Source organism: Flavihumibacter cheonanensis, from assembly GCF_022352215.1.
GTDB classification, from domain to species: domain Bacteria; phylum Bacteroidota; class Bacteroidia; order Chitinophagales; family Chitinophagaceae; genus Flavihumibacter; species Flavihumibacter cheonanensis.
The window spans coordinates 786,866-810,056 of sequence record NZ_JAKRWF010000001.1 but is presented as its reverse complement, the minus strand read 5'-3'; the positions used below and the strand labels follow the sequence as shown (position 1 = coordinate 810,056).

Here is a 23,191-nt window from a genome sequence, read left to right as displayed (position 1 = left end):
CCCTTCTCTAATTCTTTTTTAACATGAAGATGCGATTTCAACAGCTCGTACTGTGCAGTTTATTCCTGTTCATACAGAGCCTATTTATTTCCTGCAAAGAGAATGCACAGCAGGATACATATAGTCAGTATGAAGATAGTTCGGCCATCGCCTATGGTCCCTATCGAATTTTAAAACTCCCGATTACCAAAGGAGTAACCATCCAAAATCCGATTCAGATCAGTGCTGGTCCGGGCGGATTTATCTATGCCGCCAATGCTTCAGGTGCTATTTACCGCCTACTGGATTCAAACGCCGATGGCATAGAAGATGAAGCAGGTTTGTATTGTTCAGTTGCGGATAATGGGTTGCATAATCCAGGTGGGTTTGCCTTCCGAGGGGATACGATTTTTATTGGCACCCGGGAAGAAATCAGGGCGTATGTAGACCTGGACAAGGATGGCAAGGCCGATAGCAGCTGGACTTTTTTCAGGGATATTCCACAAAGCGAACATCCCTATGAATGGATCAGCGGATTGTGTTTTGGAAAAGACAATTGTTTATATGGAGCAGTAACGACAGACTCCTGGAATGCAGGAGCTTCACCAGATCCCAACGGATACCGGGGTGCAATTCTAAAAATTTCCCCTGATGGGAAACAGGCAGAACGACTGGCAACAGGAATCCGATCGGTTTATGGAATGAGCTTTCATCCGGATGGTGATCTATATTTTGCCGATAATGAAGGCGGCGGTAATCGGACGGAAGAATTAAACCGGCTGGTACCTGGAAAATTCTATGGGCATAATGCTAAAAAATTCAACCCCACAGACTCCACTGAAAAACCGGTTTTGTCCTTCCAAATGGAATTGGCTCCAAGTGGAATTGAGTTCAACTCAACGGAAAATGATTTTGGTGGAACAGCCGGTGATTTATTTGTCGCGTTTTATGGACCGGCGGAACGATGGAAAAGAGGAGGTATTGCAAGAGTAAGGATTTCAAAAGCGGAATCAGGTAAGATAGAACTTACCGAATATCCCGTGGCTGATATTCCCAAATTAAGCGATCTTGCTTTTGGCACAGACGGATCACTGTATGCTGCCACACATGGAGTTGCTGATTACTGGTATAATCCGATCCAGGAAAGCTCGGGAGGTTTTTATAAACTCGTCTATGATCCACAACTAAAAATCAAAACTCAACAAAAACGATCTGTTAATCAGGAAACATTCAGCAGCAGTTCCCTGGAGAAAGGAAAAGACCTGTATAAAACCACTGCCTGTTTTGCCTGTCACGCAACAGAGGATGGGCAGGAGTTATTAGGTCCCACATTGAAAGGTCTTGGCAATCGCATGTCGCGCGAAGAAATCTATGAATCCATCATGAATCCATCAGCAATCATTAAACCAAGTATGGATGGAACAAAAATCACCTTAAAAGATGGCAAGGTACTACTTGGAAGAATTGTAAATGCCAATGATCAGCAATTCGATCTGATGTTGATCGGCAACCACATAGTACAGGTAAACAGAATCGAAATAGCAAGCTTTGAAAAACAGAAAAAATCATTGATGTATGAGGGGCTCATAAAGAGATTATCCCAGGCAGACCAGGAATGTTTATTGGATTATTTGCAAAGTCTGAAGTAAACTTAGGGCCGACTAATCAGCAAATCTATCGGCCAATTGGTTCATTTCCGCCGCACTCAGGTTTTTACCCCCCTGTATAACAACCTTGTAGGTGAAATGTATGGATTGTCCGGGTTCCAATACCAGGTTGCGGCTTTCTTTTCCATTGCTGAATATCGCAGCACCCAACGGATTCAATGCAAACAAACCGTATCCCCGGGCATGCCAATATGTTGGATAACCAATATTAGCAGGATGATCTATCATGGCAACAGTTACAGGATCTGCCTTAATTTTCCCGTTTAACATCACCCAGCGTGCCCGACTGCTCCAAACGGCATCACCGGTAAGTCCTTCACTGCTGGTATACAAGCCAGTGATATTTTCAGTTGGCAATTGATCTACTTTGGTAACAATGCCATTGGCATCCACAAAAGAGCTGGCTTCTTTGGAAGGTTGTTCCAATTCACGGGCTACCCGGATGGCCAGCATGCCGTCCTTAACGTCTTTGAAAACTACTTTTTTATCAGCAGCCATGAGAGTAGTACTTCGTTGTACCTGCCATTGATCACCTATTACGTTAAACCGAAACTCCGTTTTTTCATGTAACTGCAGTTCGCCTGCTTTATTCTTCCATAGCGCACGTACTACTAATACTGCCTGATCACCACGCGCCTCCTGTTTCAGTATCTCCTGGTGGAAAATGGAACCATAGGATGCTCTTTTTTCAAAGGGAATTGCGGTCGAATTATTCCAGAAATCAAGTCCGTTTACCGATTCATAATTCAGCCATAACCCAACATGGTGCGGATGATCGGTACGATCGCCCTGCCTGGGCGCAATCGGGAACCCCCTGGTAACGGTAGTTCCCGAAACTGTATTTAAGGGATACAGCACCGGTTTCATAATGGAATCATCGTACCGGTAGGCTGTCAGTAACCGGTTCTTGTAATGTAGTTCGTGAATTTTCTGATCCGGTTTATTCACCCATTTCAAACCGGATGACTGAGCATTGGAAAAGGTTGGCAGTACTAACAGCACTGCACAACCGATAAAAAATGAATTCATGGCAACTCTTAATATTTGAACACTTTACCATCCACCAAAACCTGTTTGGTTTTTGAATCGAATACCGCTTTGCCACCCGTCCGAACTGCAGCATTGGTCATAATGGTAGCTATGGAATGATTATAGCCCGCTTCAACCGGAGCATTGGGCTGCTTCCGGCTCCGGATACATTCCATCCAGTTTCGCATATGCGCACTTGTTAGCGGATCCCCGCCGGTATTGGCAGAAGCAGCCACTTCTATTTTTTCTGCAACCAGGTCCATTTCCGGTAAAAGATTGGGTTGCATTTTCATGGCATCGGCATGGTTCTTACGCAATCCACCGGCTGGTGAAACTTTATTGGTAATCAGGTTCAATTCGCCCCCATTGGAAAAATACAATTCAGCAGGACGTTCATCACCGTTATGCATACGTGAAGAAAAGATTACCTGAAATCCGGATGCAGCATCGTTCTCCGGACCATAATCAAACACGGCAGTAGTAGTGTCCCAGTTCGTTCTTCCATCTTTCCACATATAAATACCGCCGTTGGCAACTACACTTCTCGGATGCGCGAGTCCGGAGAACCAGTGTACAGTATCAATCTGGTGACTCATCCATTGGCCGGGCATACCGGAGGAGTAGGGCCAGAACAGGCGATACTCCAGGTATTTTCGCGGATCCCAGGCTTCATAAGGCCGATTCAATAAAAAGCGCTTCCAATCTGTATCCTGTTCACGGATGGCTGCCACCAGGTCGGGCCTCCGCCATCTGCCGGGCTGGTTCACATTCCAGGTTAGTTCCACCATGGTAATAGGACCAAATTTGCCTTCACCAATAAATTTCGCCGCAGCTTTGTAATTGGGTCCGCTTCGTCGCTGGGAACCGATCTGAACAATCTTACCAGCCTGTTTTACTGCAGCCAATGCTGCATTGTTATCATCCATCGTTTCCGCGAAGGGTTTTTCTGTGTACGCGTCTTTACCCGCTTTCATGGCTTCGATCGTATGCAGCGCATGCTGAAAATCAGCAGTACTGATGATAACCGCATCAATATTTTTCAGCGTATATAGCTCTTCGTTATTAACACAGGCTTTGATATCGTGTCCAAATCTTTCTTTCAATTGGGAGGCACCTTCTTCCCTTCTTCGTTTCCAGATATCGGAAACAGCCACCATATCAAAATTCAACTCCTTGTAATGGTTCAGGAAACTGGGAAGTAGGGATTGACGAAAACGATCGGAATAGCCAACCACTCCAACATTTACACGGTCGTTTGACCCGATAATACGGGCATAGGAAGCAGCACTAAGTCCCATGGTGCCGAGATAAACCCCGGCCCCGGCTTTTATTGATTGCCGGATAAAATTTCTTCTGTTGGTCATCTTGCTGAATTAAAAAAACCGGAGCATTGAATAGCTCCGGTTCAGGGTTATATTGAAAATTATCTTCCGAAAATACCTTTAAGCGCATCTAGTGCATTACCTCCTGCCATACCACCACTATTATCTCCTGCATTGCTACCTCCTGTAAACATACCGGCCAAATCCTGGAAATCAACATCCCCATCTCCATCGCGATCCAGTCCACCACCTGCCAGTTTTCCTACCATTCCTTCCAGGTTCATACCGGAAGTTCTGCCACCGCTCAATTGCCCAAATAATCCATCCAGGCTGAATCCATTATTGGAAGGATCATTGGTTTTACGAACCAGTTGATTCAGGATCATTGGTAACAGGCTCCCTACCAGGGAACCAGCCTTTCCCTGGTCCATACCAAATCTGCCCATCATATCACTTATTACATTACCGGAAAGGTTTTGTACAACCGGATTTTGCTGGTCCACCTCTCCCTGTGCAAACATTCCCAATACCTCTTTTACATTACCCTGGGCCATCATGCCTTGCAGGCCGGTAAGGATGGAGGCACCGGTTGCCTGAATAGCTTCATCGTTGCGTTCATTGGGAATATCGGGGTTGTTGATAATGCTGTCCCCGGCATTTTCGCGAATAAGGTTGAGTAGATTCTCTATCATAATTGCTGATTTTGGAAATATAATTTACGTTGATTTTCGTTCCATCCTAACTTGTGTTCAGAATTAAACCAAGATTTAATGGAGGTAAAAATTGAGGCTGGCTGGAAATCTTTTTTGAAGCAGGAGTTTCATCAACCCTATTTCCTGCAGGTAGTGACACATTTGAAAACGGAGAAAAGTGCCGGGAAAATCATTTATCCACCCGGCTCGATGATATTCAATGCCTTTGATAAAACGCCACCGGACAAACTGAAAGTTGTAATCCTGGGGCAGGATCCCTACCACAATCCGGGACAGGCACATGGCTTAAGTTTTTCCGTACCGGATGGGGTTGCACCGCCACCCTCCCTGCTCAATATCTACAAAGAAATAGCGGCGGATATCGGCTTACAACTTCCACGAAAAGGCAACCTGGAAAAATGGGCCGAACAGGGGGTCTTGCTCCTGAATGCCGCACTAACGGTTCGGGCAAATGAACCTGGAAGCCATGCTAAAATTGGCTGGATGGACTTCACGGACGCGGTGATTCGTGCCATCAGCGACCGTAAAGAACACATCGTATTTCTGTTGTGGGGAAAATTTGCACAGGAAAAGCAGGTATTGATTGATGAAACCAAACACCTGGTATTAAAAGCGGCACACCCCTCTCCCTTCAGTGCGGATAAAGGTTTTTTTGGTTGCCGGCATTTTTCCAAAACCAATGAGTACCTCGTTAAAAACGGTATTGATCCCATCGATTGGTCTTTGTAAACTACCTTCGCAACATGAATTGGTTCAAAGAAGTTTTTGGCAGGATATGGGCTTTATGGGCAATGCTTTTATTCACCCTAACCATGTTGGTATTTCTGATTCCGGTGGCCTTATTTTGTATGACCATCGGAGAACCCAGGAGGACAGATCGGTTCATTCGGTATTCGCGCATCTGGATGGGTGTATTCTTACCGGGCATTGGTTGTCCGCTTTTTGTAAAAGGTAAAGAACATTTCAAAAAAGGGCAGCCTTACATTGTAATCTGCAATCACAATGCTTTAATGGATGTACCAATTTCCTCTCCTGCCATTCCCGGAGGCAATAAAACCATTGCAAAGGCGGAGATGGCAAAGGTTCCGGTTTTTGGGATCATTTACAAATTGGGCAGCGTGCTGGTGGATCGCAAAAGCGATAAAAGCCGGAAAGAAAGTTATGGCCGCATGAAAGAAGTTTTGGCGATGGGTTTACACATGTGCATTTATCCGGAAGGTACACGTAACACCACTGACCAGCCATTAAAGCCTTTCCATGATGGTGCTTTTCGTTTGGCGATTGATACCCGGACACCTATTATTCCCGGTGTAATATTTAATACCCGTAAAGTAAATCCGCCTCATAAATCTTTTTACCTGATGCCTCATCCCCTGCGTATCGAATTCCTTGAACCCATTGAAGTATTGGATACCGATACAGTGGATAGTTTGAAAGAGCGGGCGTATGAATTGATGAGCGACAAAGTGAAACGTGAGACGTGAGACGTCAGAAGAGACAAGTGAAAATTGTTTTCTGTCTCACGTTTCACGTCTGACATCTCACTTCCTCTTATTGCGTATAAAAGAATTTTGACCGGTTAATTTTCAAATCTCTCAACAGCCCTGATTTCGGGTTGATCGTAATATTAAAGGTGCGATACAAACCAACCGGGGTGATATTGATACCTAATTGCCAGCAATGCAGTTCGCGGCTAAGGAACATCGTTAGCTGCTGTATGGAAGCGCCCCGGAAATCATAAAAGGTACTTGCACCCAGTTTCCATTTGGGCGTAAGATTGAAATCTCCGCTTACATTGACACTGGAATTAATCTGGGTTTCATAACCAGAATAATCTCGTTTTAAAAGACGGCTGAAGCTCAGTGAATAGGATAGGTTCACCGACCAGGGGATATTGAAATCGGCGTATTCAGCCGGATTGTTTCGCACATTGTTGATTAATGCCTGCTGTTCTTCATTGGTCATCGGCAGTCCGATTCCACTCAGGTCTTCATCCGGTGGAATTTCTTTTTTCTCCTTCTGTTTGCTGGTAAAAGATGTAGATACGGCAATGTTTCCCGAAGTAATCCTACCCAATGAAAATCCATCTCCCGACCAGGCCAGTTCATTGATCCGGTACCCCTGGCGGTCTGTCTTGTATGGATCGAGGCTCGCAGAAGCCGTGATATTGATCTTTTCAAACAAGGTGCTTCTCAGGTACAGGCTGATGGGAGACAACTGAAAACTATCCGCCAGGAAGTTATAACTGCCGGTTAGACCGAAACCATCAATGAGTCGGACTTTTCGGATACCATCCTCTGAAGTAGTATCTTTCTTCGAACGAACTTTCATTTCGAGGTTATTATCCAGGCTGAAACTGAGACCACCGAATTCCCCTTCGCCGAAGGCGCCAAACAAACTCCCGGCATACCTGCTGAAACGAACCTGCCTGCCGGTAGTATCTACCTGGGTGGAATAATAATCCTTACCGTTCAGGTCAGGTTTATAACTGGCTGAAACCGATGGGCGGATCACATGGCGAATTGCACGTATGCTGCTGTTTTTACCAAACTTATCATAGGTACCAAATAGTGCGGTATTCAGGCTCATGCTGAATGACATGTCGCGGGCAGTGTAAAAACCCCGATTGATGGAAGTATCAATTTTATTGGTGGCAGGATTCCAGGTACGATCAAATTGCTGGGCATACCAACGTTCTGAATAACTTATACCCGGTGCAATCTGGATGGGTCCCAGGGATGGAAGCGAAAGCGTAATCGGAATATTGTGCTGGGCGCCCCATTGCATGGTATCAATCAACTGGGTAAAGCTGAATGCACTGTCATAAAAAGAAACCTGGTTCCGGAATTGAGAGTTCAAACCAATCCCCAGTTTTTCATACCATTTCGGTGTACCCACAAATTCTTTCTTCTGAAAAGGATAAAAGTTATTGACGGTGAAAGATCCATCCGGGAGACGAACATTTACCTGGCGGGTCCGGTTATTCTGATCATGCCCGGCGGTTAAACTAAGGTTGAATTTGTTATTCCAGTTTTTGGTGTAGGCGATGGAAGAATACATCTGGTTCTGGAAGTTGATGGATGGGTTGGCTCCAACAAAACGGTTGTACTGCGTAGAACCAGCATTTACACTGGCCTGGAAACTGGTACCGGGCCTGGCTTTGGCATCTGCCACATGACTCCACTGAATGTTGAAACTCCGGTTAACATCAAATTCCTTTGTAGCATCCCGACTCAGGATCCGGGTATTCTGCAGGGAAAGGTTCAGCCTGCCCGAGTACCGATAGCGTCGTTTATAGGTAGGTGTTAGTACGGCCCGCCAACCACCATAGGAATAGATATCGCCCCGAAGCATGACATCAAATTTTTCTCCCAGGACTTTATAATATCCAACCCCTTCCAAACCCAGACCAAATTGTTCATTGGCAACAAACTGAGGTGGTAGTATCCCGGATTTGCGCCCCTGGGATAGCGGGAAAAAACCAAATGGGATATAAATAGGCACCGGAACACCTTCAAATTCAGGATGGATGGGTCCGCTCACTGCCAGTTTTTTATTAACCAGCTTCAGTTTTTTGGTACGGAATGCAAAATGTGGAGTATCCAGGTTACAGGTAGTAAACCGGCCATCCAGGGCAAAGAAATCATTGATATTAACTTTCTTGATTCTGCTACCGTATACAAACATTTCCCCCTGCTGGGTGAAGGTGCTTTTGGTGATCCCTTTCTGGGTTTTGAAATTGTAAATGATGGAATCTGCATCCATATTACTTTCTCCCTGTACAAAATGCGGCTTACCCTGTTTTTCACCTAAGCTGTCCAGCATAAAGGTAGCCACCACAATCTGGGTCGGCTGATCCAGTTCAATGCTATAGGCAGTCAGATCCAGGTCTTTGTACTTGGTACTGGCTTTATTATAAAGCGTTATTTTTTTTGTAGGCACATCCAGCACCATGGAATCGGAAGCTGCATATTGAACAGGGGCATCCAGGGAATCCGAAGAAATCTTAACATTTAAAGTATCAATTTGCTGGAACAGTTTGCCAGTAGTATCCCTGATTGGGTTGCCAAGACTGTCTTTTTTGAGTGGCAGGCTATCCACTTTGGAAGGAACTGTATCGCGCTGCTGATGCGTTAAAGGGGCATTAAATTTTCCGGAAAATGGATAATTCGCCTTGGAAGCGTGCGTTAATATTACAAGCAGCAGTGCAAAAAGCCCGATAAAAATGTATTTTAAACTAAATTTGCCGCCGTCCTTCATACTATTGAATGGGGGCAAAAATAGGGATTCGATACCCATTATTCAAAGGTTATTGTATGATCAGATTGTTCAAGACCCGACTCTATATAGTTATCGCTGCCGGCGTGTTGCTAATATTTTCAAAAAACAGCATCGCACAGGCTACTAAAAATGCGCTGAAGACAGTAATCATTGATGCCGGCCATGGCGGAAGGGATCCGGGAGCACGGGGACTTATTTCCACAGAAGCCGAAGTAGCATTATCCATTGCACTGAAATTGGGTAAGGAATTAGAACAGGCTTATCCTGAAATTAATTTCATTTACACAAGAAAAGATGCCAATCTTCCAAAAGGAGTAACCGACCCCAACCTGGCGAACCGGATCAGGGCTGAAATGGCCAATGAAGCAAAGGGTGATCTCTTTATCTCTATTCACCTGAATGCAACCGGTCAGAAAGCCGGGGGATGGTATCAGAAGAAAATTGTTGGGTATAAGAACAAGGTGGTTTATGTAGGAAAAGGAAAAACCAGGAAGAAAAAGCTGATCAAACAACCGATTTATCAAAGTTATTATGTTAAAAATACCCGGATAGGTACTGAAACCTATATTTGGGCGGCTGACCGATCCAGTGCGAAAAGTGAGAATATCGTGCTGGATGAAGAGGAAAGCGGTGAAGAAGAACCGGTGGATGATCCCAACAACGTATTGGATCTGAATTCCCCCGAAGCGAAAATCCGGGCACAATTATATACCAAGTATTTTTTCCGTAATTCAGCCCTGCTGGCACAATTTGTTGAAGAAGAATTTGCCAGTGCGGGAAGAAAAAGCTTTGGTGTGAAGCAACGAAATCACAAGGGAATCTGGGTTTTACAGGCAACTGGTATGCCCAGCATCCTGATTGAGACCGGGTTTATTACCAATAAGGAGGAAGAAGAGTACCTGGTAAGTGAAGCCGGACAGCAGGAAGTAGTTACCAATATCGTAACTGCGTTCAAACGCTATAAAGAAGAATTGGAAAACCCACGGCATTTGCCCCGAAACACAACTGGAAATTAAATCCTTACATTTGACTCCAATTCTTAGTGCATGAAAATATCTAATGAAACCAAGATCGGAATCCTGGCAGTGGTAAGTATTACCTTACTGATACTTGGCTTCAATTTTCTGAAGGGAAAAAGTTTCTTCGACAAAAACGATCAGGTATATACGATTTTTCCAAAAGTTACCGGGCTTGCGAATTCTAGTCCCGTTTTACTCAATGGGCTACAGATCGGGATGGTTTCTGAAATTCGCGAACGCAGTCCGAATATTGAAGATGGCATAGTAGTAACCATCAACCTGGCCCGCCATATTAACATTCCAAAAAATTCCGTTGCCTTTATTGATGCAAGTCTTTTAGGTACCTCCAACCTTGTAATTGAACCAGGCAACGCCGGTGAATTCCTGGCAGATGGAGATACAATTGGCAGTAAAGTCAAAATCGCCATGCTGGATGAAGTAACCGGTACGCTGAATCCCGCTTTGCAATCCCTGGATGGCACACTGGTTTCCCTGGATTCGCTGATCCAGGTAGTAGGGACCTATTTTGACCCTAACACAAAAAATAATTTCCATACCATCATTGCCAATTTAGCAAAAGCCTCTGCTGCATTAAATCAGTTGATTGCATCCCAGAACAGCAATCTTAATAAAACCATGGCCAATCTGGAATCGGTTAGTGGTAACCTTGCTTCGAATAATGAAAGTATCACCCATACCCTGGGTAACCTGGAAAAAACCACTGATCAATTGGCTGCTGCCGATATTAAAGGAATGGTAGATAATCTGCAGTCAACCATTGGCAATTTAAATGGACTGGTTGAAAAAGCGAATAGTAAGGATGGGTCTTTGGGACTTCTGTTAAATGATAAACAATTATATCAGAACCTGGAAAACACAACCAGAAGTTTGAATATTTTGCTCGATGATGTAAGGGTGCATCCGAAACGGTATATTAATGTATCTGTATTCGGACGTAAAGACAAGAATAAACCCCTGCAGGCGCCCTTAAATGATTCTACACAAACGACGCCACAATCTCAATAAAATGCGACTGGTTGGACTACTGTTAAGCTGGTTGCTTTTGCTGGCAATGCTGCCTGCAATTGCGCAGGAGCCTGTTCCGCCTGCGAATCCGGCTGATACCATGGATATTGTTCTCGTACGTAAAACCGATCGCTTTCGTTATCTGAAAAAAGATTCAGTTACCGAACTCCAGATGCTGGCGGGCAATGTTTTCCTTGAACAGGGCACTACCAAGTTTTACTGCGACAGTGCAGTGATTAATCCGGCTACAGGGGTAGTGGAAGCCTTCGGAAACGTACATATTAATGACGCCGACAGCATACACACCTATGCACAATACCTGATCTATTATTCCAATGAGAAAAAAGCCTATCTCAAAAAGAATGTAAGGCTGACGGATGGCAAAGGTGTACTCACTACCAATGACCTGGAATACGATACCAATTTAAAAATCGGCACCTACACCAATGGAGGAAAAGTAGTTAGTGATAAAACGGTACTGACAAGTAAGGAAGCGATCTATTACGGCGACATGAAGGACGTCTATTTCAAAAAGGACGTAAAGATGAAAGATCCGGAATATGACCTGGCAACAGACTCGCTGCTTTTTAACACCGATAGCCGGATAGCTACATTTATTACCAAAACAAGAATCCTTTCAGATAGCGGTAGACGTGATATCACTACATCGGAAGGGTATTATGATATGAAAAACAAAGTGGCCAAATTTGGTCGCCGGCCGGTCATTAAAGACGGAACCACTTTTGTAACGGGAGATGATGTTGGTTTTGATGATAATACCGGGGATAGTTATGCGAGGGGAAATGCGGTATTTCGCGATACAGCCCAGGGTATCTCCATTCTGGCAAATGATTTGAAAGCAAATAAAAAAACCAATACCCTCCTGGCAACGCAACGACCGCTGATGATCATCAAACAAAAAGAGGATTCCATATTTGTATCTGCGGACACTTTGTATTCAGCCCGATTAACGGATAAGACAGATTACCAGAAAACATTTATCCGCCCCGTGCAAGTGGTAACGGATAGTTTGGGTACCGATAGCACAGCAATTTCTGACAGTTTATGGCGACTTACTGTGCTGGACCCGGCAGATACGACTAACCGTAACCGTTATTTCCAGGCCTGGCACCGGGTAAGGATATTCAGTGACTCTTTGCAGGCAGTTTGCGACAGCCTTTTTTATTCAGGCGTGGATTCCATATTCAGAATGTTTACTGATCCGGTAGCCTGGGCCAATGGGACGCAGGTAACAGGAGATACTATTTTTTTATATACCAAAAACAAAGACCCGGAGCGGCTACATGTATATGATAATGGGCTGGTAATAAACCGGACAGCAGAAGATTTTTACAACCAGATTAAAGGAAATACGATCAATGGCTATTTCACAGATGGAGTGATCAATTACATGCGGGCAAAAGGTTCCGCTGAGAGTATCTATTATGCACAGGATCAGGATTCGGCCTATTCCGGAGTAAACCGATCCACCGCAGATATCATTGATTTTTATTTTGCAAATAAGGAACTCAACCGGGTAGTATTCCGAAGCTCCGTGGAAGGAACCATGTACCCCTTTCGCCAGGTAAATCATGGTGAAATGCGCCTGCGTGGATTTAAATGGTTGGAAAAAAGGCGCCCAAAAACTAAATTTGAACTTTTCGAGGACCCGGTAATAAACGAATAGCATGGCAACAATACCCACCATACGGCAAATCATCAGAAAACAACTAATCAGTCCGATTCAGGAGTTTATCAAAGACAGCCGGGCAGTGGGAATTACCTTGTTGGTCTGTACAATTATCTCTCTACTCTTAGCCAACAGCCAATGGAAAGATGCCTATGTGCACTTTATGGAAAGGGAAACACATATTCTTCCGTTCCTGCATCTCCCCCACTCCATCCTGCATTGGATCAATGATGGGTTGATGACAGTTTTCTTCTTCCTGGTAGGAATGGAAATCAAACGGGAATTACTAATTGGCGAATTGTCCTCCATAAAAAAAGCATCTCTCCCAATTGCTGCCGCTGTGGGTGGAATGCTGGTACCGGCGGGGATATACGTAATGCTTAATGGATCTACCCCCTACCATAGTGGTTGGGGCATTCCAATGGCAACCGATATTGCCTTTTCCCTGGGAGTTGCCTCTTTATTGGGAAGCCGGGTACCGGTTACGTTAAAGATCTTTTTAATGGCGCTGGCAATTATTGATGATCTGGGAGCCATACTCGTGATAGCTGTATTTTACGGAGGTGATATATCCTGGTATTATTTGCTTGGAGCTGCCGTTTTACTTGGCATACTGCACTTGTTGAATAAACTAAGAGGCAACAAATGGTGGGTAACACTTCTCATCGGTCTATTGGTTTGGTACTGCATCTTCAATTCTGGTATACATGCAACCATCGCCGGGGTGTTGGTGGCATTTCTTGTTCCGCTTGAACGTTTATCCAATTATGAGCATGCCCTTCATGATCCTGTGAACTTTATCATCCTGCCGCTTTTTGCACTTGCTAATACAGCTATTGAAATACCAGGCAATTTTAGCGAAGCAATAACTACCAGCCTGAGCTGGGGAGTGCTGGCAGGACTGGTATTAGGCAAACCGCTGGGCATTACATTGGCATCCTGGATAACAGTAGCAACCGGACTTGGGGAGCGGCCCTCCGGCACCAACTGGATGCAATTGATAGGAATGGGGGCACTCGCTGGCATTGGTTTTACCATGTCAATCTTCATTACCATGCTTGCATTTAAAGATCCTGCAACGCAAAACATAGCCAAACTTGCCATCCTTATAGGAGCTGTGGTTTCGGTAATTGCAGGATTACTATTACTGTATTTCAGCGGTAAACCCAAAAAATCCCAGCTTTAGCGCTATCCTGCAATTTTAATGCGGTTTTAAAAGAATGTTTGCTTGTTTCTGCGGTTTTCTCGTATATTGAGGTCCCAACCAACAAACTATGCTTAAACGAGAGCGACAAGCTTATATTTTGCATCAGGTAAACTTGCACAATAAGGTTTTATCAGCTCAGCTTTGCCAGGAAATCAATGTATCAGAAGATACTATCAGAAGGGATCTTCAGGAATTAGCTGATCAGAACAAACTGATCAAAGTGCATGGAGGAGCCCTATCACATTCTTTCAGCCAGGTTAATTTCACTCCGGTCGAAATCTATTCACAGGCCAATAAACAGGAAATTGCCCGCAAAGCAGCAGCCCTGATCGAAGACGGTATGTTCATCCTGACAACAGGTGGAACAACAATTCTGGAAATGGCAAGAGCATTGCCGCCCGGGCTAAAAGCCACATTTATTTCAGGAAGTATTCCGGTAATTATGGAATACAGCAATCACCCCAATATTGATGTAATTGTAATTGGTGATAAGGTAGCTAAAAACTCCAAGATTACCGTTGGTGCAGATGCCATTCAACAGATAAAAAGTATCCGTGCAGATATTTGTTTTTTAGGTATTAATGCCATTGACATACAACATGGAGTTACTGATAATGATTGGGAGGTTGTGATGGTAAAAAGAGCCATGATTGAATCAGCAAAACGGGTTGTTTGTCTCACTATTTCTGAAAAAATGAATTCCACCCAACCTCTGCATGTTTGCGATATTTCAAAAGTAAATACATTAATAACTGAACTAAATGCAACAGATCCTGCCCTTCAGCCTTACGCTGCAGCTGGAGTTCAGGTACTATAAACAGATACACTACATACTAAATACTAATCAAAACGCGCAATCATGAGAACTGCAAAGCAGGCCTTTATGGCCTTGTTTCTCCTATGCATGTCGGTACTGGTATGGGCCCAGGAGAGGTCCATTACCGGCAAGGTACAATCCGCATCCGGCGGGCCGTTATCCGGTGCAACAGTCACCATTAAAGGAACAACCCGGTCTGTACTCACAGGAGACAATGGATCTTTCACCATCACTGCCAAAAACGGCGATGTACTGGTGATCAGTTATGTTGGTTACTCCGGCAGGGAAATCCGGGTAACTGAAAATGCCAATTACGCCATCAGCCTTACCGAACAGGACAACACTATGGATGAAGTAGTGGTTGCTATGGATCTGAAAAGAAAACCCCGCGAGCTGGGATATTCTACCCAACAGGTAAAGGGTGCGGAAATTCAGCAGACACAGCGGGAAAATTTTCTGAACAGTTTACAGGGTCGCGTTGCCGGTCTGACAATCAATCAGACCTCTGGTATTGCTGGTGCCTCATCACAGATTGTTTTACGTGGATTTAATTCGCTTTCTCAGAACAACCAGCCGCTTTTTGTAGTTGATGGGGTTATTATCGACAATACGACCCTCGACGAAACGAGTGGTGGTGGTACGGGTGTTGGATTGGCATCTGATCGTCCAAATCGCAACAACGACTATGCCAACCGGATTTCCGATATCAACCCGAATGATATTGAAAATGTAACGGTATTAAAAGGACCGGAAGCTACGGCACTTTATGGTAGCCAGGCTAGCTCAGGTGCTATTATCATTACTACTAAAAAGGCGAAATCAAACAAACTGGCCGTTCAGTATGACAATTCATTCCGCGCGAGTAAAGTAGCAAGATTGCAGGATACTTACGATAAGTATTCCAATGGTACCAATGGAAATGCATCCAACATCTTCCGTTATTTTGGTCCGGAAATTCCAGCAGGAACGGCAACTTATAATAATGTTGATGAATTCTTTCGTACTGGCTTTTCACAGACACATAACCTTGGTGCAGATTTTGGATTTGGAAAATCCATTTTCCGGGCCAGTGGATCTTTCTTCGATCAAAAAGGAGTAGTACCCAACAATGATTTTCGCCGTTATAACCTGAGGATCTCCAACACTACCAAGATTGGAAAAAAGATTGAAGTTATACCGTCTTTAGCTTTTGCCCGTTCTGAAAATGATAAGGTATTAAGAAGTGCGGGAGGTTACCTTCTTGGATTGTATGCCTGGCCAGTAACAAATGATATCAGGCAGTATGAAGATGAAAACGGAAATAAGCTTCCCTTACTGGCAGCCAATGCAGGTAATACGGAAATTGACAACCCATTCTTCAACGTATATAAAAACCCAAGTCGGGATGTAACGGATCGTTTAACTGCCACCCTGGGTATCAATTACAATCCAACCGATTGGTTAAGTATTGCTGGCCGCTTCGGTTATGATACATATAAACAAGATGGTTACACGAGATATCACCCACTTTCCTTCTTTATTTCTCAGGGTATCCGGGGCCAGCAGGATAATTATTTCCGCCGTTATGCTGGCTATAACCATACCATCACCGCTACTGCCAAAAAACAAATTGGTGATTTCAGCCTGCGGGTAATGGGCGGTACCATGTGGCAGGATTATGAAACCAAAATGTATGCGGTTGCAGGAAATGGGCTTGTTGACTCCATTGTAAATGGTATCATGTATAAAAATGGCACCATTGTAACCAATGCCAATATGGACCAATTGGTTGGACTTCCTTCCGACTCAAATGCAACTACTCCGGGTAGTCGTACACGTTTGTTGCAGAATAATTTTGGCCGTTATAATCAATCCATCGTTCGTCAGTTGGCTTATTTCGGAGAGGTGGCGATTGGATATAAGAATCTGGCATTCCTGAACTATACCCACCGCTTTGAATCAGCTTCAACCTTACCAAGGAAAAACCGGAATTATAATTATCCGGGAGTAAGTGCCAGTCTAATTATGAGCGATATCCTTCCTTTCCTTAAAGGCGGGTATGTGCTGAATTACTTTAAACTGCGCGGATCTGTGGCAAGCACAGCCCGATTGAACTCACCGTACTCTACCCAATCCGTTTTTGTAAACAACTTCGCAAGTGGAGGAGGATATTCTTACGGATTTGTGAATGCCAATCCCAACCTGGCGCCCGAGAAGCAAAGCACCTTTGAAATTGGAGCCGAGTTCAAATTGTTCAACAACCGTGTTTCCCTTGACGCGACCTATTACAATACCCTGAACAAAGGACAGATTGTTGAGAATTTCCGTTTGAGTTATGGTACCGGCTTCGTGTTGAATACACAGAATGCCGCCAGCACCCGCAACCAGGGTATTGAAGTGACCCTCGATGCAAATATGGTTTCCAATAATAAATTCAGTTGGAACCTACTACTGAACTTCAACAAAATGTATAACAAGGTGATTAAAATGCCAGCCATGTTGTCTGAGTTCTACTTGGCTGATACCTGGTTATATGGCAACGCAAGAGGTGGCCTCGTACTAAACGGACCAACGACCTCCATCACTGCTTATGGTTACAGAAGGAACGATGCGGGTCAGATCCTGATCAACCCGACAACTGGTCTGCCTGTTTTAGAAGGTGTGTTCAAAGTGCGGGGAGATCGTAATCCTGATTTCACGCTGGGAATCGGTAACCGATTGTCCTATGGCAATTGGAACCTGAACTTCATGTTTGATCTCAAAGTAGGCGGTGATATTTTCAATGCAACGAAAATGTACCTGACTTCTATCGGTCGCAGTAATGTAACTGCAGATCGTTTTGAACCCCGTGTATTGGAAGGTGTGTTGCTGGATGGAAAAGAAAATACAGCCAATCCAACTCCCAATACAATCAGCGTAATCCCTGCTTACAATGATGCTTATTATACCTCTACCAGCATGCCGGAAGAAGCTTTCATCCAGAAAGATGTAAACTGGGTGCGCCTGCGCGACCTGACACTTGCCTATACATTCCCCAAATCAATGTATGCAAGATGGAAATCGGTGAAAAACCTGAGTGCCTTCCTAACAGGAAACGACCTGATCCTGATTACCAACTATACCGATGGAGATCCTTCGGTTAGTGGAAACACAGCAGGTAGTCGTGGTGTAGGCGGCTTTGGATTTGATTATGGCACACTGCCTCCGCCGATTAGTGTGAACATCGGATTCAGAGTAGGATTTTAATGATTAAAAAAGCAGACAACAATGAAACGTACTATTAGAAATACAATATTAGCCGGCTCACTGGTTGCCATGGTATCCAGTGGCTGCTCGAAATTAATTGACGATGCCTACCCAAATCCCAATGCGGCAGTTCGTCAGCCTATTGAAGAAATAATGCCAGGTATTATCGGAAACATGGTAGGTAGTTCCTCTGCGGCAGGTAGTGCTTATGGAACAGCTAATGATGGGTTATATATTGGCAGATATGTTCAGTTTTGGGCAACCAATACAGCAGGAAATCAGTATGATCAGATGGGAGGGGCTACCGGTGCATCAGATGTATTGGGATCCGTATGGGCCATGCATTATTACGGCATGGGGCAAAACCTGAACCGGATTGTAGAATGGGGAACAGAAGAGCAAAAATGGGATTATGTTGGCGCAGCCCTTGCAATCCGTGCATGGAGTATGTTAACGCTTACAAATGTATATGGAGAAGCAATTGTAAAAGAAGCATTCAACACAAGTGCACTTACCTTCAAGTACGATGCTCAGCCGTTTATCTATGACACCGTACGCGCTATTGCCCGCACCGCCATTGCGTACCTGGATCGTACAGATGGTAACGTGAGTCAGCAAAATCTGGCGAAAGGGGATGCCTATTTTTATAACGGTGATGTGAGCAAATGGAAAAAATTCGCTTACTCAGTCATTGCGCGCTCTTTCAACCAACTCTCCAATAAGAGTGCTTACAATGCAGACAGTGTGGTGTATTATTGTGATCTGGGCATCAATTCCAATTCAGAGAATGCAACAGCGAAATTCGCCAATACCGGAATCACCGGAACATCCAACTTTTACGGGCCTTTTCGTTCTAACGTAGGTACACTGCGCCAGACAGCTTATGTTGCCAACCTGGTTACCGGAAAAGGAACCATATTTAATGGCGCCTATGACCCCCGTGCGCATTATTTATTGCGCGAAGATTCCACCGGAGAAATTACCGGTATCCTTCCAAACCGGGGAACCAGTTCATTGCCAGCGAACAAGCAACCCTTTGGCTTCTGGGGACGTGGGTTTGCACTGACAGCAGCCCCTTCTTCAGATGCGGAAGCCCGTTATATTTTCAAGAATGGTGCAGAGTTCCCCATCCTGACAGCCAGTGAAGTGAAATTCATGAAAGCCGAAGCACTACTGCGCAAAGGAAGCCGCCCGCAGGCCAAACAGGCTTACCAGGAAGGTATCGAACTCAGCATGAATATGCTGCGAACAACTTATAATGAATCAGTACCTGCAGATAAACAAATAACAGATCAGGCGATCGCAGATTACCTGGCAAACCCGGCAGTGGTACCAGCTCCACAAGACCTTACACTTTCTCATATCATGCTGCAGAAATATATCGCATTGTTTGGATATGGTATGATTGAAACCTGGACGGATATGCGCCGTTTCCATTATGTTGATCTGGATCCGCAGACTGGCAATCAGGTATATGCAGATTTTGTGTTGCCAACCGGCCTGGATCTCTTTATCAACAACAATGGCAAACCGGTACAGAGAGCACGTCCTCGTTATAATTCAGAATATCTCTACAATGTCGATGAGCTGAATCGGCTTGGCGGACTGGATCTCGACTATCACACCAAGGAACAGTGGTTTTCAATTACTGAATAACAAAAAACAGAATCATGTTAGCTAATAAACTCATTTATACGACAGGTGCGTCTGTGTTGGCCATCAGCCTGCTGATTGGATGCCAGCGCGAGAAATTCGCACCCCCGGTAAAAGAAAATTTTGAACTGAGCGATAAAGCATTTGTTCGTTTGTACAATGGAGCAATAGGTACTGCCAGAAATTTCCTCTATTTGAATGAAACGCCTCTGACCGGCGCTGCGGTTGGTTATGGTGGGCTCTTTCCGGCAACCGGAGGTTTTTACAGTGCTATTCCAGCCGGACAACTGAACCTGAATGTCAAAGATACCATTACCGGAGCCGTACAACCGGTTGTTCCGGTAGCGGGAACTTTTGATGCAGGGAAGCGGTATACTATTTTCACTTACGATACCGCTACCCAGGCAAAACAGCTAACCATCGAAGACAGGGTTGAAGTGCCTGCAGATACATCTGCAAGGGTTCGTTTTGTGAATATCCCATTTTCCCGAATCGCAATTCCTAACGTTGATGTATATTCGAAAAGAAGAGGCACGAACGTTTTTTCCAATATCAGCCTAAACAGCGCGACGGATTTTATTCCCTATGAAGCAGCTCAGACAGATACTTTATATGTTCGCGAAACAGGAACTACCACCAACCTGGCTACAATGAACACGTTTGCTCCTGCCAGGAAACGTTCTTATACGATCGTTTTCAGAGGTGCCTACGGAGCCAGTTCCGGTGCTACAGCCAGAACGCTTACCAATTTTCTTACATACTAGGCAGACTAAGCACACAAGTGCCAGCCACCCTTACGCAGGGTGGCTTTTTTTTGCTCTTTTATTTTCAGGCGAAGAATATATACGCGATAAAAATGGCAGCGATCACCCCGATAAAATCAGCAATCATACCTGCCCAGATGGAATACCTGACATTTTTGATGCCCACGCTTCCGAAATAAAGCGCAATAATATAGAAAGTTGTATCTGCAGAACCCTGGAAGATACTGGCTGTTAAACCGGCAAAAGAATCCGGACCAAGTTCTGGATTTTTGAAGATATCGAGCATCATACCTCTTGCTCCACTCCCGCTGAAGGGTTTCATAATTGCTACCGGTAATGCATCCACGAATTTGGTATCAAATCCCAAAGAACCGATGATCCAGGAGAAAAAGCGTACCACATAATCCAGCGCACCGGAATCGCGGAATACCCGGATGCCTACAAGCATACCCACCAGATAAGGAATGATTTTTAACACCACCTCCCATCCTCCTTTGGCACCTTCAATAAAGGCATCAAATACATTCACTTTTTTCCACAATCCTCCAAGGATAAACCCAAGAATAATCACCATCAGCAATACATTTCCTACGACCTTTCCAAAAGTTTCCTTTCCGGCTGTATCTAATCCGCCTACATAGTAAAGCAGCAGCCCTACAAATGCGATTGCCGATGCCACCCATGCATAGAGTACCCAATCCCATTTGATGCGTTGCCAGATACTGACCACAATTACAGAAGCGAGGGTAGTCATCATAGTACCCAGCACGCAGGGAATAAAGATCGCTGCAGGTTGAACGCTTCCAACAGAAACCCGGTAAGCAATAATTGTTAAGGGAATGAGGGTAAGTCCGGATGTATGCAGCACCAGGAACATAATCTGGGCATTCGTGGCCTTTTCCTTCTGTGGATTGAGCTGTTGCAGGCTTTCCATGGCCTTAAGTCCGAATGGGGTGGCCGCATTATCGAGCCCCAGCAGGTTGGCAGAGAAATTCATAACCATTTGTCCCTGTGCCGGGTGACCGCTTGGCACTTCCGGAAAAATGCGCTTCATCAGGGGGTTCAGAAAGCGGGCCAGGAAACGCACCGCCCCTGCTTTTTCTGCAATGTTGAGCAATCCCAGGAAAAATACCATGGTTCCCGCCAGGGGGAAAGCTACATCCAGTACCGAAGATTTCGCCGAATCAAAGACCCCATCTGCCAGGCGTTTGAAAATATCCACGTCCCCTTCAAAAATCAGTTTAATCAGGGCAACTACAAAAGCTATGACAAAAAATGCGATCCAGACAATATTTAAAGCCATCCTGGGAAGTATGAAGTTTGAGTTATGAAGTATGAATTGGGAAGATAGGAATTTTATCTACCCGACGCTTCACCCGACCGGTGGCATCCGCCGAGGTGGGTGAAGCGGGATTTCCTTATCTTCGCGCGCGAAAAACGTAAACACAGGCAGCATGGGATTACAAGCAGGAATAGTAGGATTACCGAATGTGGGCAAATCCACCCTTTTTAACGCAGTGAGCAGCAGTGCTAAAGCGCAGGCGAGCAACTATCGCTTTTGTACAATTGAACCGAACGTAGGATTGGTTAATGTTCCTGATGAGCGTATTGACAAACTGGCCGAACTGGTAAAGCCCAATCGTACCGTTCCCACCCAGATTGAAATTGTGGACATTGCCGGCCTCGTAAAAGGAGCCAGCAAAGGAGAAGGACTTGGTAATAAATTTCTGGCCAATATCCGGGAAGTGGACGCTATCGTACACGTGATCCGTTGTTTTGAGGATGAAAATATCCTGCGTGATGAGGGCCCCATTAATCCGGTTGGCGATAAAGACATTATCGATACGGAATTACAGCTGAAAGACCTGGACAGTGTGGAGAAAAAATTGCATCGGGCTGAAAAAATGGCCAAGACCGGTGATGCCAAAACAAAGGCTGAACTTGAAATACTGAAACGCTGTCATGCTCACCTGGAACAAGGAAAAAATATCCGCGAGTTAGGCTTGAGCAAAGAAGATCGTTCTGCTATTGCAGATCTCTTTCTACTAACTGAGAAACCTGTGCTATATGTTGCCAACGTGGATGAACCATCCATGCATACCGGTAATAAATTTTCCGAAGCCCTCAAAGCAGCCGTAGCCAAAGAAGGCGCTGAAGTAATTGTAATGAACAATTCAATTGAACAGCAGATTGCAGAAATGGAAGATCCGGATGACCGCGCCCTGTTCATGGACGAATACAAGATGAAAGAACCCGCATTGAACAAACTCATTCGCGCTACCTATAAACTACTGAAATTACAGACTTATTTTACAGCCGGAGTGCAGGAAGTGCGTGCATGGACCATATTGGAAGGCTGGAAAGCACCGCAGGCCGCCAGCGTCATCCATACTGATTTTGAAAAAGGATTTATCAAGGCCGAGGTAATTGCGTATGAAGATTTCGTTCACTACGGCTCAGAAGCTGCCTGTCGCGATGCCGGCAAACTGAGAATCGAAGGAAAAGAATACCTGGTGAAAGATGGAGATGTGATGCATTTCCGATTTAACGTCTAACGACGTTGAATCGGAGGTGAAATGTGAGACGTGAGAAGTGAGACGGAAAACCCCTAGATTTGTGCCTTCATTATAATATCTGACTCCCATAATCGAATAGCATCTGCTGATGCAGCTTTGTTGAAACGACCCGATAGAAAATAACGTTCCCCATGACGAAGGCCCCCCGCAAGGAGGGCCTTTTCAATTATGAACTTTGAAGTATGAATTATGAAGTAGTTTTTCACATTTCACTTCTCACCTT

17 protein-coding genes are annotated in these 23,191 nt (G+C 44.7%); 12 read left to right on the top strand and 5 right to left on the bottom strand.

The window, feature by feature from the left end; all coding sequences use genetic code 11:
* Positions 1-23: 23 nt before the first annotated feature.
* Positions 24-1,628 carry a DUF7133 domain-containing protein gene (locus tag MD536_RS03570; protein WP_239595879.1) on the top strand — a complete coding sequence of 535 codons (1,605 nt, stop codon included), beginning with the start codon at positions 24-26 and terminating at the stop codon, positions 1,626-1,628.
* A 12-nt stretch (positions 1,629-1,640) separates the two neighbouring features.
* On the opposite strand, the gene MD536_RS03565 is transcribed toward MD536_RS03570, so the two are convergent.
* Genes MD536_RS03565 through MD536_RS03555 form a run of 3 tightly spaced genes read right to left on the bottom strand, consistent with a single transcriptional unit; the run spans position 1,641 to position 4,689 of the window.
* Entirely contained in the window at positions 1,641-2,675 is a 1,035-nt protein-coding gene (locus MD536_RS03565; RefSeq protein WP_239595872.1) for a DUF6807 domain-containing protein, read from the bottom strand.
* A gap of 8 nt (positions 2,676-2,683) precedes the next feature.
* A complete protein-coding gene (locus MD536_RS03560) occupies positions 2,684-4,039 on the bottom strand; it encodes a Gfo/Idh/MocA family protein (protein WP_239595871.1) in 1,356 nt (451 codons plus the stop codon).
* Between the two features lie 59 nt (positions 4,040-4,098).
* Positions 4,099-4,689, bottom strand: a complete 591-nt coding sequence (locus tag MD536_RS03555) for a DUF937 domain-containing protein (protein WP_239595869.1) — start codon at positions 4,687-4,689, stop codon at positions 4,099-4,101.
* Between the two features lie 78 nt (positions 4,690-4,767).
* Between MD536_RS03555 and ung the strand changes: the two genes are divergently transcribed.
* On the top strand, positions 4,768-5,439 hold the full coding sequence (ung, locus tag MD536_RS03550; protein WP_239595867.1) for a uracil-DNA glycosylase: 672 nt from the start codon (positions 4,768-4,770) through the stop codon (positions 5,437-5,439).
* Between the two features lie 14 nt (positions 5,440-5,453).
* A complete protein-coding gene (locus MD536_RS03545) occupies positions 5,454-6,194 on the top strand; it encodes a lysophospholipid acyltransferase family protein (protein WP_239595864.1) in 741 nt (246 codons plus the stop codon).
* A 67-nt stretch (positions 6,195-6,261) separates the two neighbouring features.
* Here MD536_RS03545 and MD536_RS03540 read toward each other — a convergent pair whose 3' ends face one another.
* Entirely contained in the window at positions 6,262-8,970 is a 2,709-nt protein-coding gene (locus MD536_RS03540; RefSeq protein WP_239595862.1) for a putative LPS assembly protein LptD, read from the bottom strand.
* Between the two features lie 56 nt (positions 8,971-9,026).
* Between MD536_RS03540 and MD536_RS03535 the strand changes: the two genes are divergently transcribed.
* The 8 genes from MD536_RS03535 (at position 9,027) to MD536_RS03500 (ending at position 20,392) form a co-directional block, all read left to right on the top strand.
* Positions 9,027-10,007 carry an N-acetylmuramoyl-L-alanine amidase family protein gene (locus tag MD536_RS03535; protein ID WP_239595859.1) on the top strand — a complete coding sequence of 327 codons (981 nt, stop codon included), beginning with the start codon at positions 9,027-9,029 and terminating at the stop codon, positions 10,005-10,007.
* Positions 10,008-10,037: 30 nt separating this feature from the next.
* A complete protein-coding gene (locus MD536_RS03530) occupies positions 10,038-11,036 on the top strand; it encodes an MlaD family protein (protein ID WP_239595858.1) in 999 nt (332 codons plus the stop codon).
* Between the two features lies 1 nt (position 11,037).
* Positions 11,038-12,723 carry an OstA-like protein gene (locus tag MD536_RS03525; protein WP_239595857.1) on the top strand — a complete coding sequence of 562 codons (1,686 nt, stop codon included), beginning with the start codon at positions 11,038-11,040 and terminating at the stop codon, positions 12,721-12,723.
* A gap of 1 nt (position 12,724) precedes the next feature.
* Positions 12,725-13,912, top strand: coding sequence for a Na+/H+ antiporter NhaA (gene nhaA, locus MD536_RS03520; protein WP_239595855.1), 1,188 nt, complete (start codon positions 12,725-12,727; stop codon positions 13,910-13,912).
* An 88-nt stretch (positions 13,913-14,000) separates the two neighbouring features.
* Positions 14,001-14,750, top strand: a complete 750-nt coding sequence (locus tag MD536_RS03515) for a DeoR/GlpR family DNA-binding transcription regulator (RefSeq protein WP_234866063.1) — start codon at positions 14,001-14,003, stop codon at positions 14,748-14,750.
* A 42-nt stretch (positions 14,751-14,792) separates the two neighbouring features.
* Positions 14,793-17,975, top strand: coding sequence for a SusC/RagA family TonB-linked outer membrane protein (locus MD536_RS03510; protein ID WP_239595854.1), 3,183 nt, complete (start codon positions 14,793-14,795; stop codon positions 17,973-17,975).
* Between the two features lie 21 nt (positions 17,976-17,996).
* A complete protein-coding gene (locus MD536_RS03505; protein ID WP_239595852.1) occupies positions 17,997-19,631 on the top strand; it encodes a SusD/RagB family nutrient-binding outer membrane lipoprotein in 1,635 nt (544 codons plus the stop codon).
* Positions 19,632-19,645: 14 nt separating this feature from the next.
* On the top strand, positions 19,646-20,392 hold the full coding sequence (locus tag MD536_RS03500) for a DUF4397 domain-containing protein (RefSeq protein ID WP_239595850.1): 747 nt from the start codon (positions 19,646-19,648) through the stop codon (positions 20,390-20,392).
* 64 nt (positions 20,393-20,456) lie between these two features.
* On the opposite strand, the gene MD536_RS03495 is transcribed toward MD536_RS03500, so the two are convergent.
* The gene (locus MD536_RS03495; RefSeq protein WP_239595848.1) at positions 20,457-21,695 is read right to left on the bottom strand and encodes a nucleoside recognition domain-containing protein; all 1,239 of its coding nucleotides are present in this window, start codon (positions 21,693-21,695) and stop codon (positions 20,457-20,459) included.
* 151 nt (positions 21,696-21,846) lie between these two features.
* On the opposite strand from MD536_RS03495, the gene ychF reads away from it, so the two are divergent.
* Complete coding sequence (gene ychF / locus MD536_RS03490) at positions 21,847-22,947, top strand: redox-regulated ATPase YchF (RefSeq protein WP_239595846.1); 1,101 nt, start codon at positions 21,847-21,849, stop codon at positions 22,945-22,947.
* Positions 22,948-23,191: the final 244 nt, after the last annotated feature.

Bases quoted from the DNA above. Each gene is read 5' to 3' on its own strand.
- MD536_RS03570 (WP_239595879.1), top strand. From the start codon at position 24: ATGAAGATGCGATTTCAACAGCTCGTACTGTGCAGTTTATTCCTGTTC.
- MD536_RS03565 (WP_239595872.1), bottom strand. From the start codon at position 2,675: ATGAATTCATTTTTTATCGGTTGTGCAGTGCTGTTAGTACTGCCAACC.
- MD536_RS03560 (WP_239595871.1), bottom strand. From the start codon at position 4,039: ATGACCAACAGAAGAAATTTTATCCGGCAATCAATAAAAGCCGGGGCC.
- MD536_RS03555 (WP_239595869.1), bottom strand. From the start codon at position 4,689: ATGATAGAGAATCTACTCAACCTTATTCGCGAAAATGCCGGGGACAGC.
- ung (WP_239595867.1), top strand. From the start codon at position 4,768: ATGGAGGTAAAAATTGAGGCTGGCTGGAAATCTTTTTTGAAGCAGGAG.
- MD536_RS03545 (WP_239595864.1), top strand. From the start codon at position 5,454: ATGAATTGGTTCAAAGAAGTTTTTGGCAGGATATGGGCTTTATGGGCA.
- MD536_RS03540 (WP_239595862.1), bottom strand. From the start codon at position 8,970: ATGAAGGACGGCGGCAAATTTAGTTTAAAATACATTTTTATCGGGCTT.
- MD536_RS03535 (WP_239595859.1), top strand. From the start codon at position 9,027: ATGATCAGATTGTTCAAGACCCGACTCTATATAGTTATCGCTGCCGGC.
- MD536_RS03530 (WP_239595858.1), top strand. From the start codon at position 10,038: ATGAAAATATCTAATGAAACCAAGATCGGAATCCTGGCAGTGGTAAGT.
- MD536_RS03525 (WP_239595857.1), top strand. From the start codon at position 11,038: ATGCGACTGGTTGGACTACTGTTAAGCTGGTTGCTTTTGCTGGCAATG.
- nhaA (WP_239595855.1), top strand. From the start codon at position 12,725: ATGGCAACAATACCCACCATACGGCAAATCATCAGAAAACAACTAATC.
- MD536_RS03515 (WP_234866063.1), top strand. From the start codon at position 14,001: ATGCTTAAACGAGAGCGACAAGCTTATATTTTGCATCAGGTAAACTTG.
- MD536_RS03510 (WP_239595854.1), top strand. From the start codon at position 14,793: ATGAGAACTGCAAAGCAGGCCTTTATGGCCTTGTTTCTCCTATGCATG.
- MD536_RS03505 (WP_239595852.1), top strand. From the start codon at position 17,997: ATGAAACGTACTATTAGAAATACAATATTAGCCGGCTCACTGGTTGCC.
- MD536_RS03500 (WP_239595850.1), top strand. From the start codon at position 19,646: ATGTTAGCTAATAAACTCATTTATACGACAGGTGCGTCTGTGTTGGCC.
- MD536_RS03495 (WP_239595848.1), bottom strand. From the start codon at position 21,695: ATGGCTTTAAATATTGTCTGGATCGCATTTTTTGTCATAGCTTTTGTA.
- ychF (WP_239595846.1), top strand. From the start codon at position 21,847: ATGGGATTACAAGCAGGAATAGTAGGATTACCGAATGTGGGCAAATCC.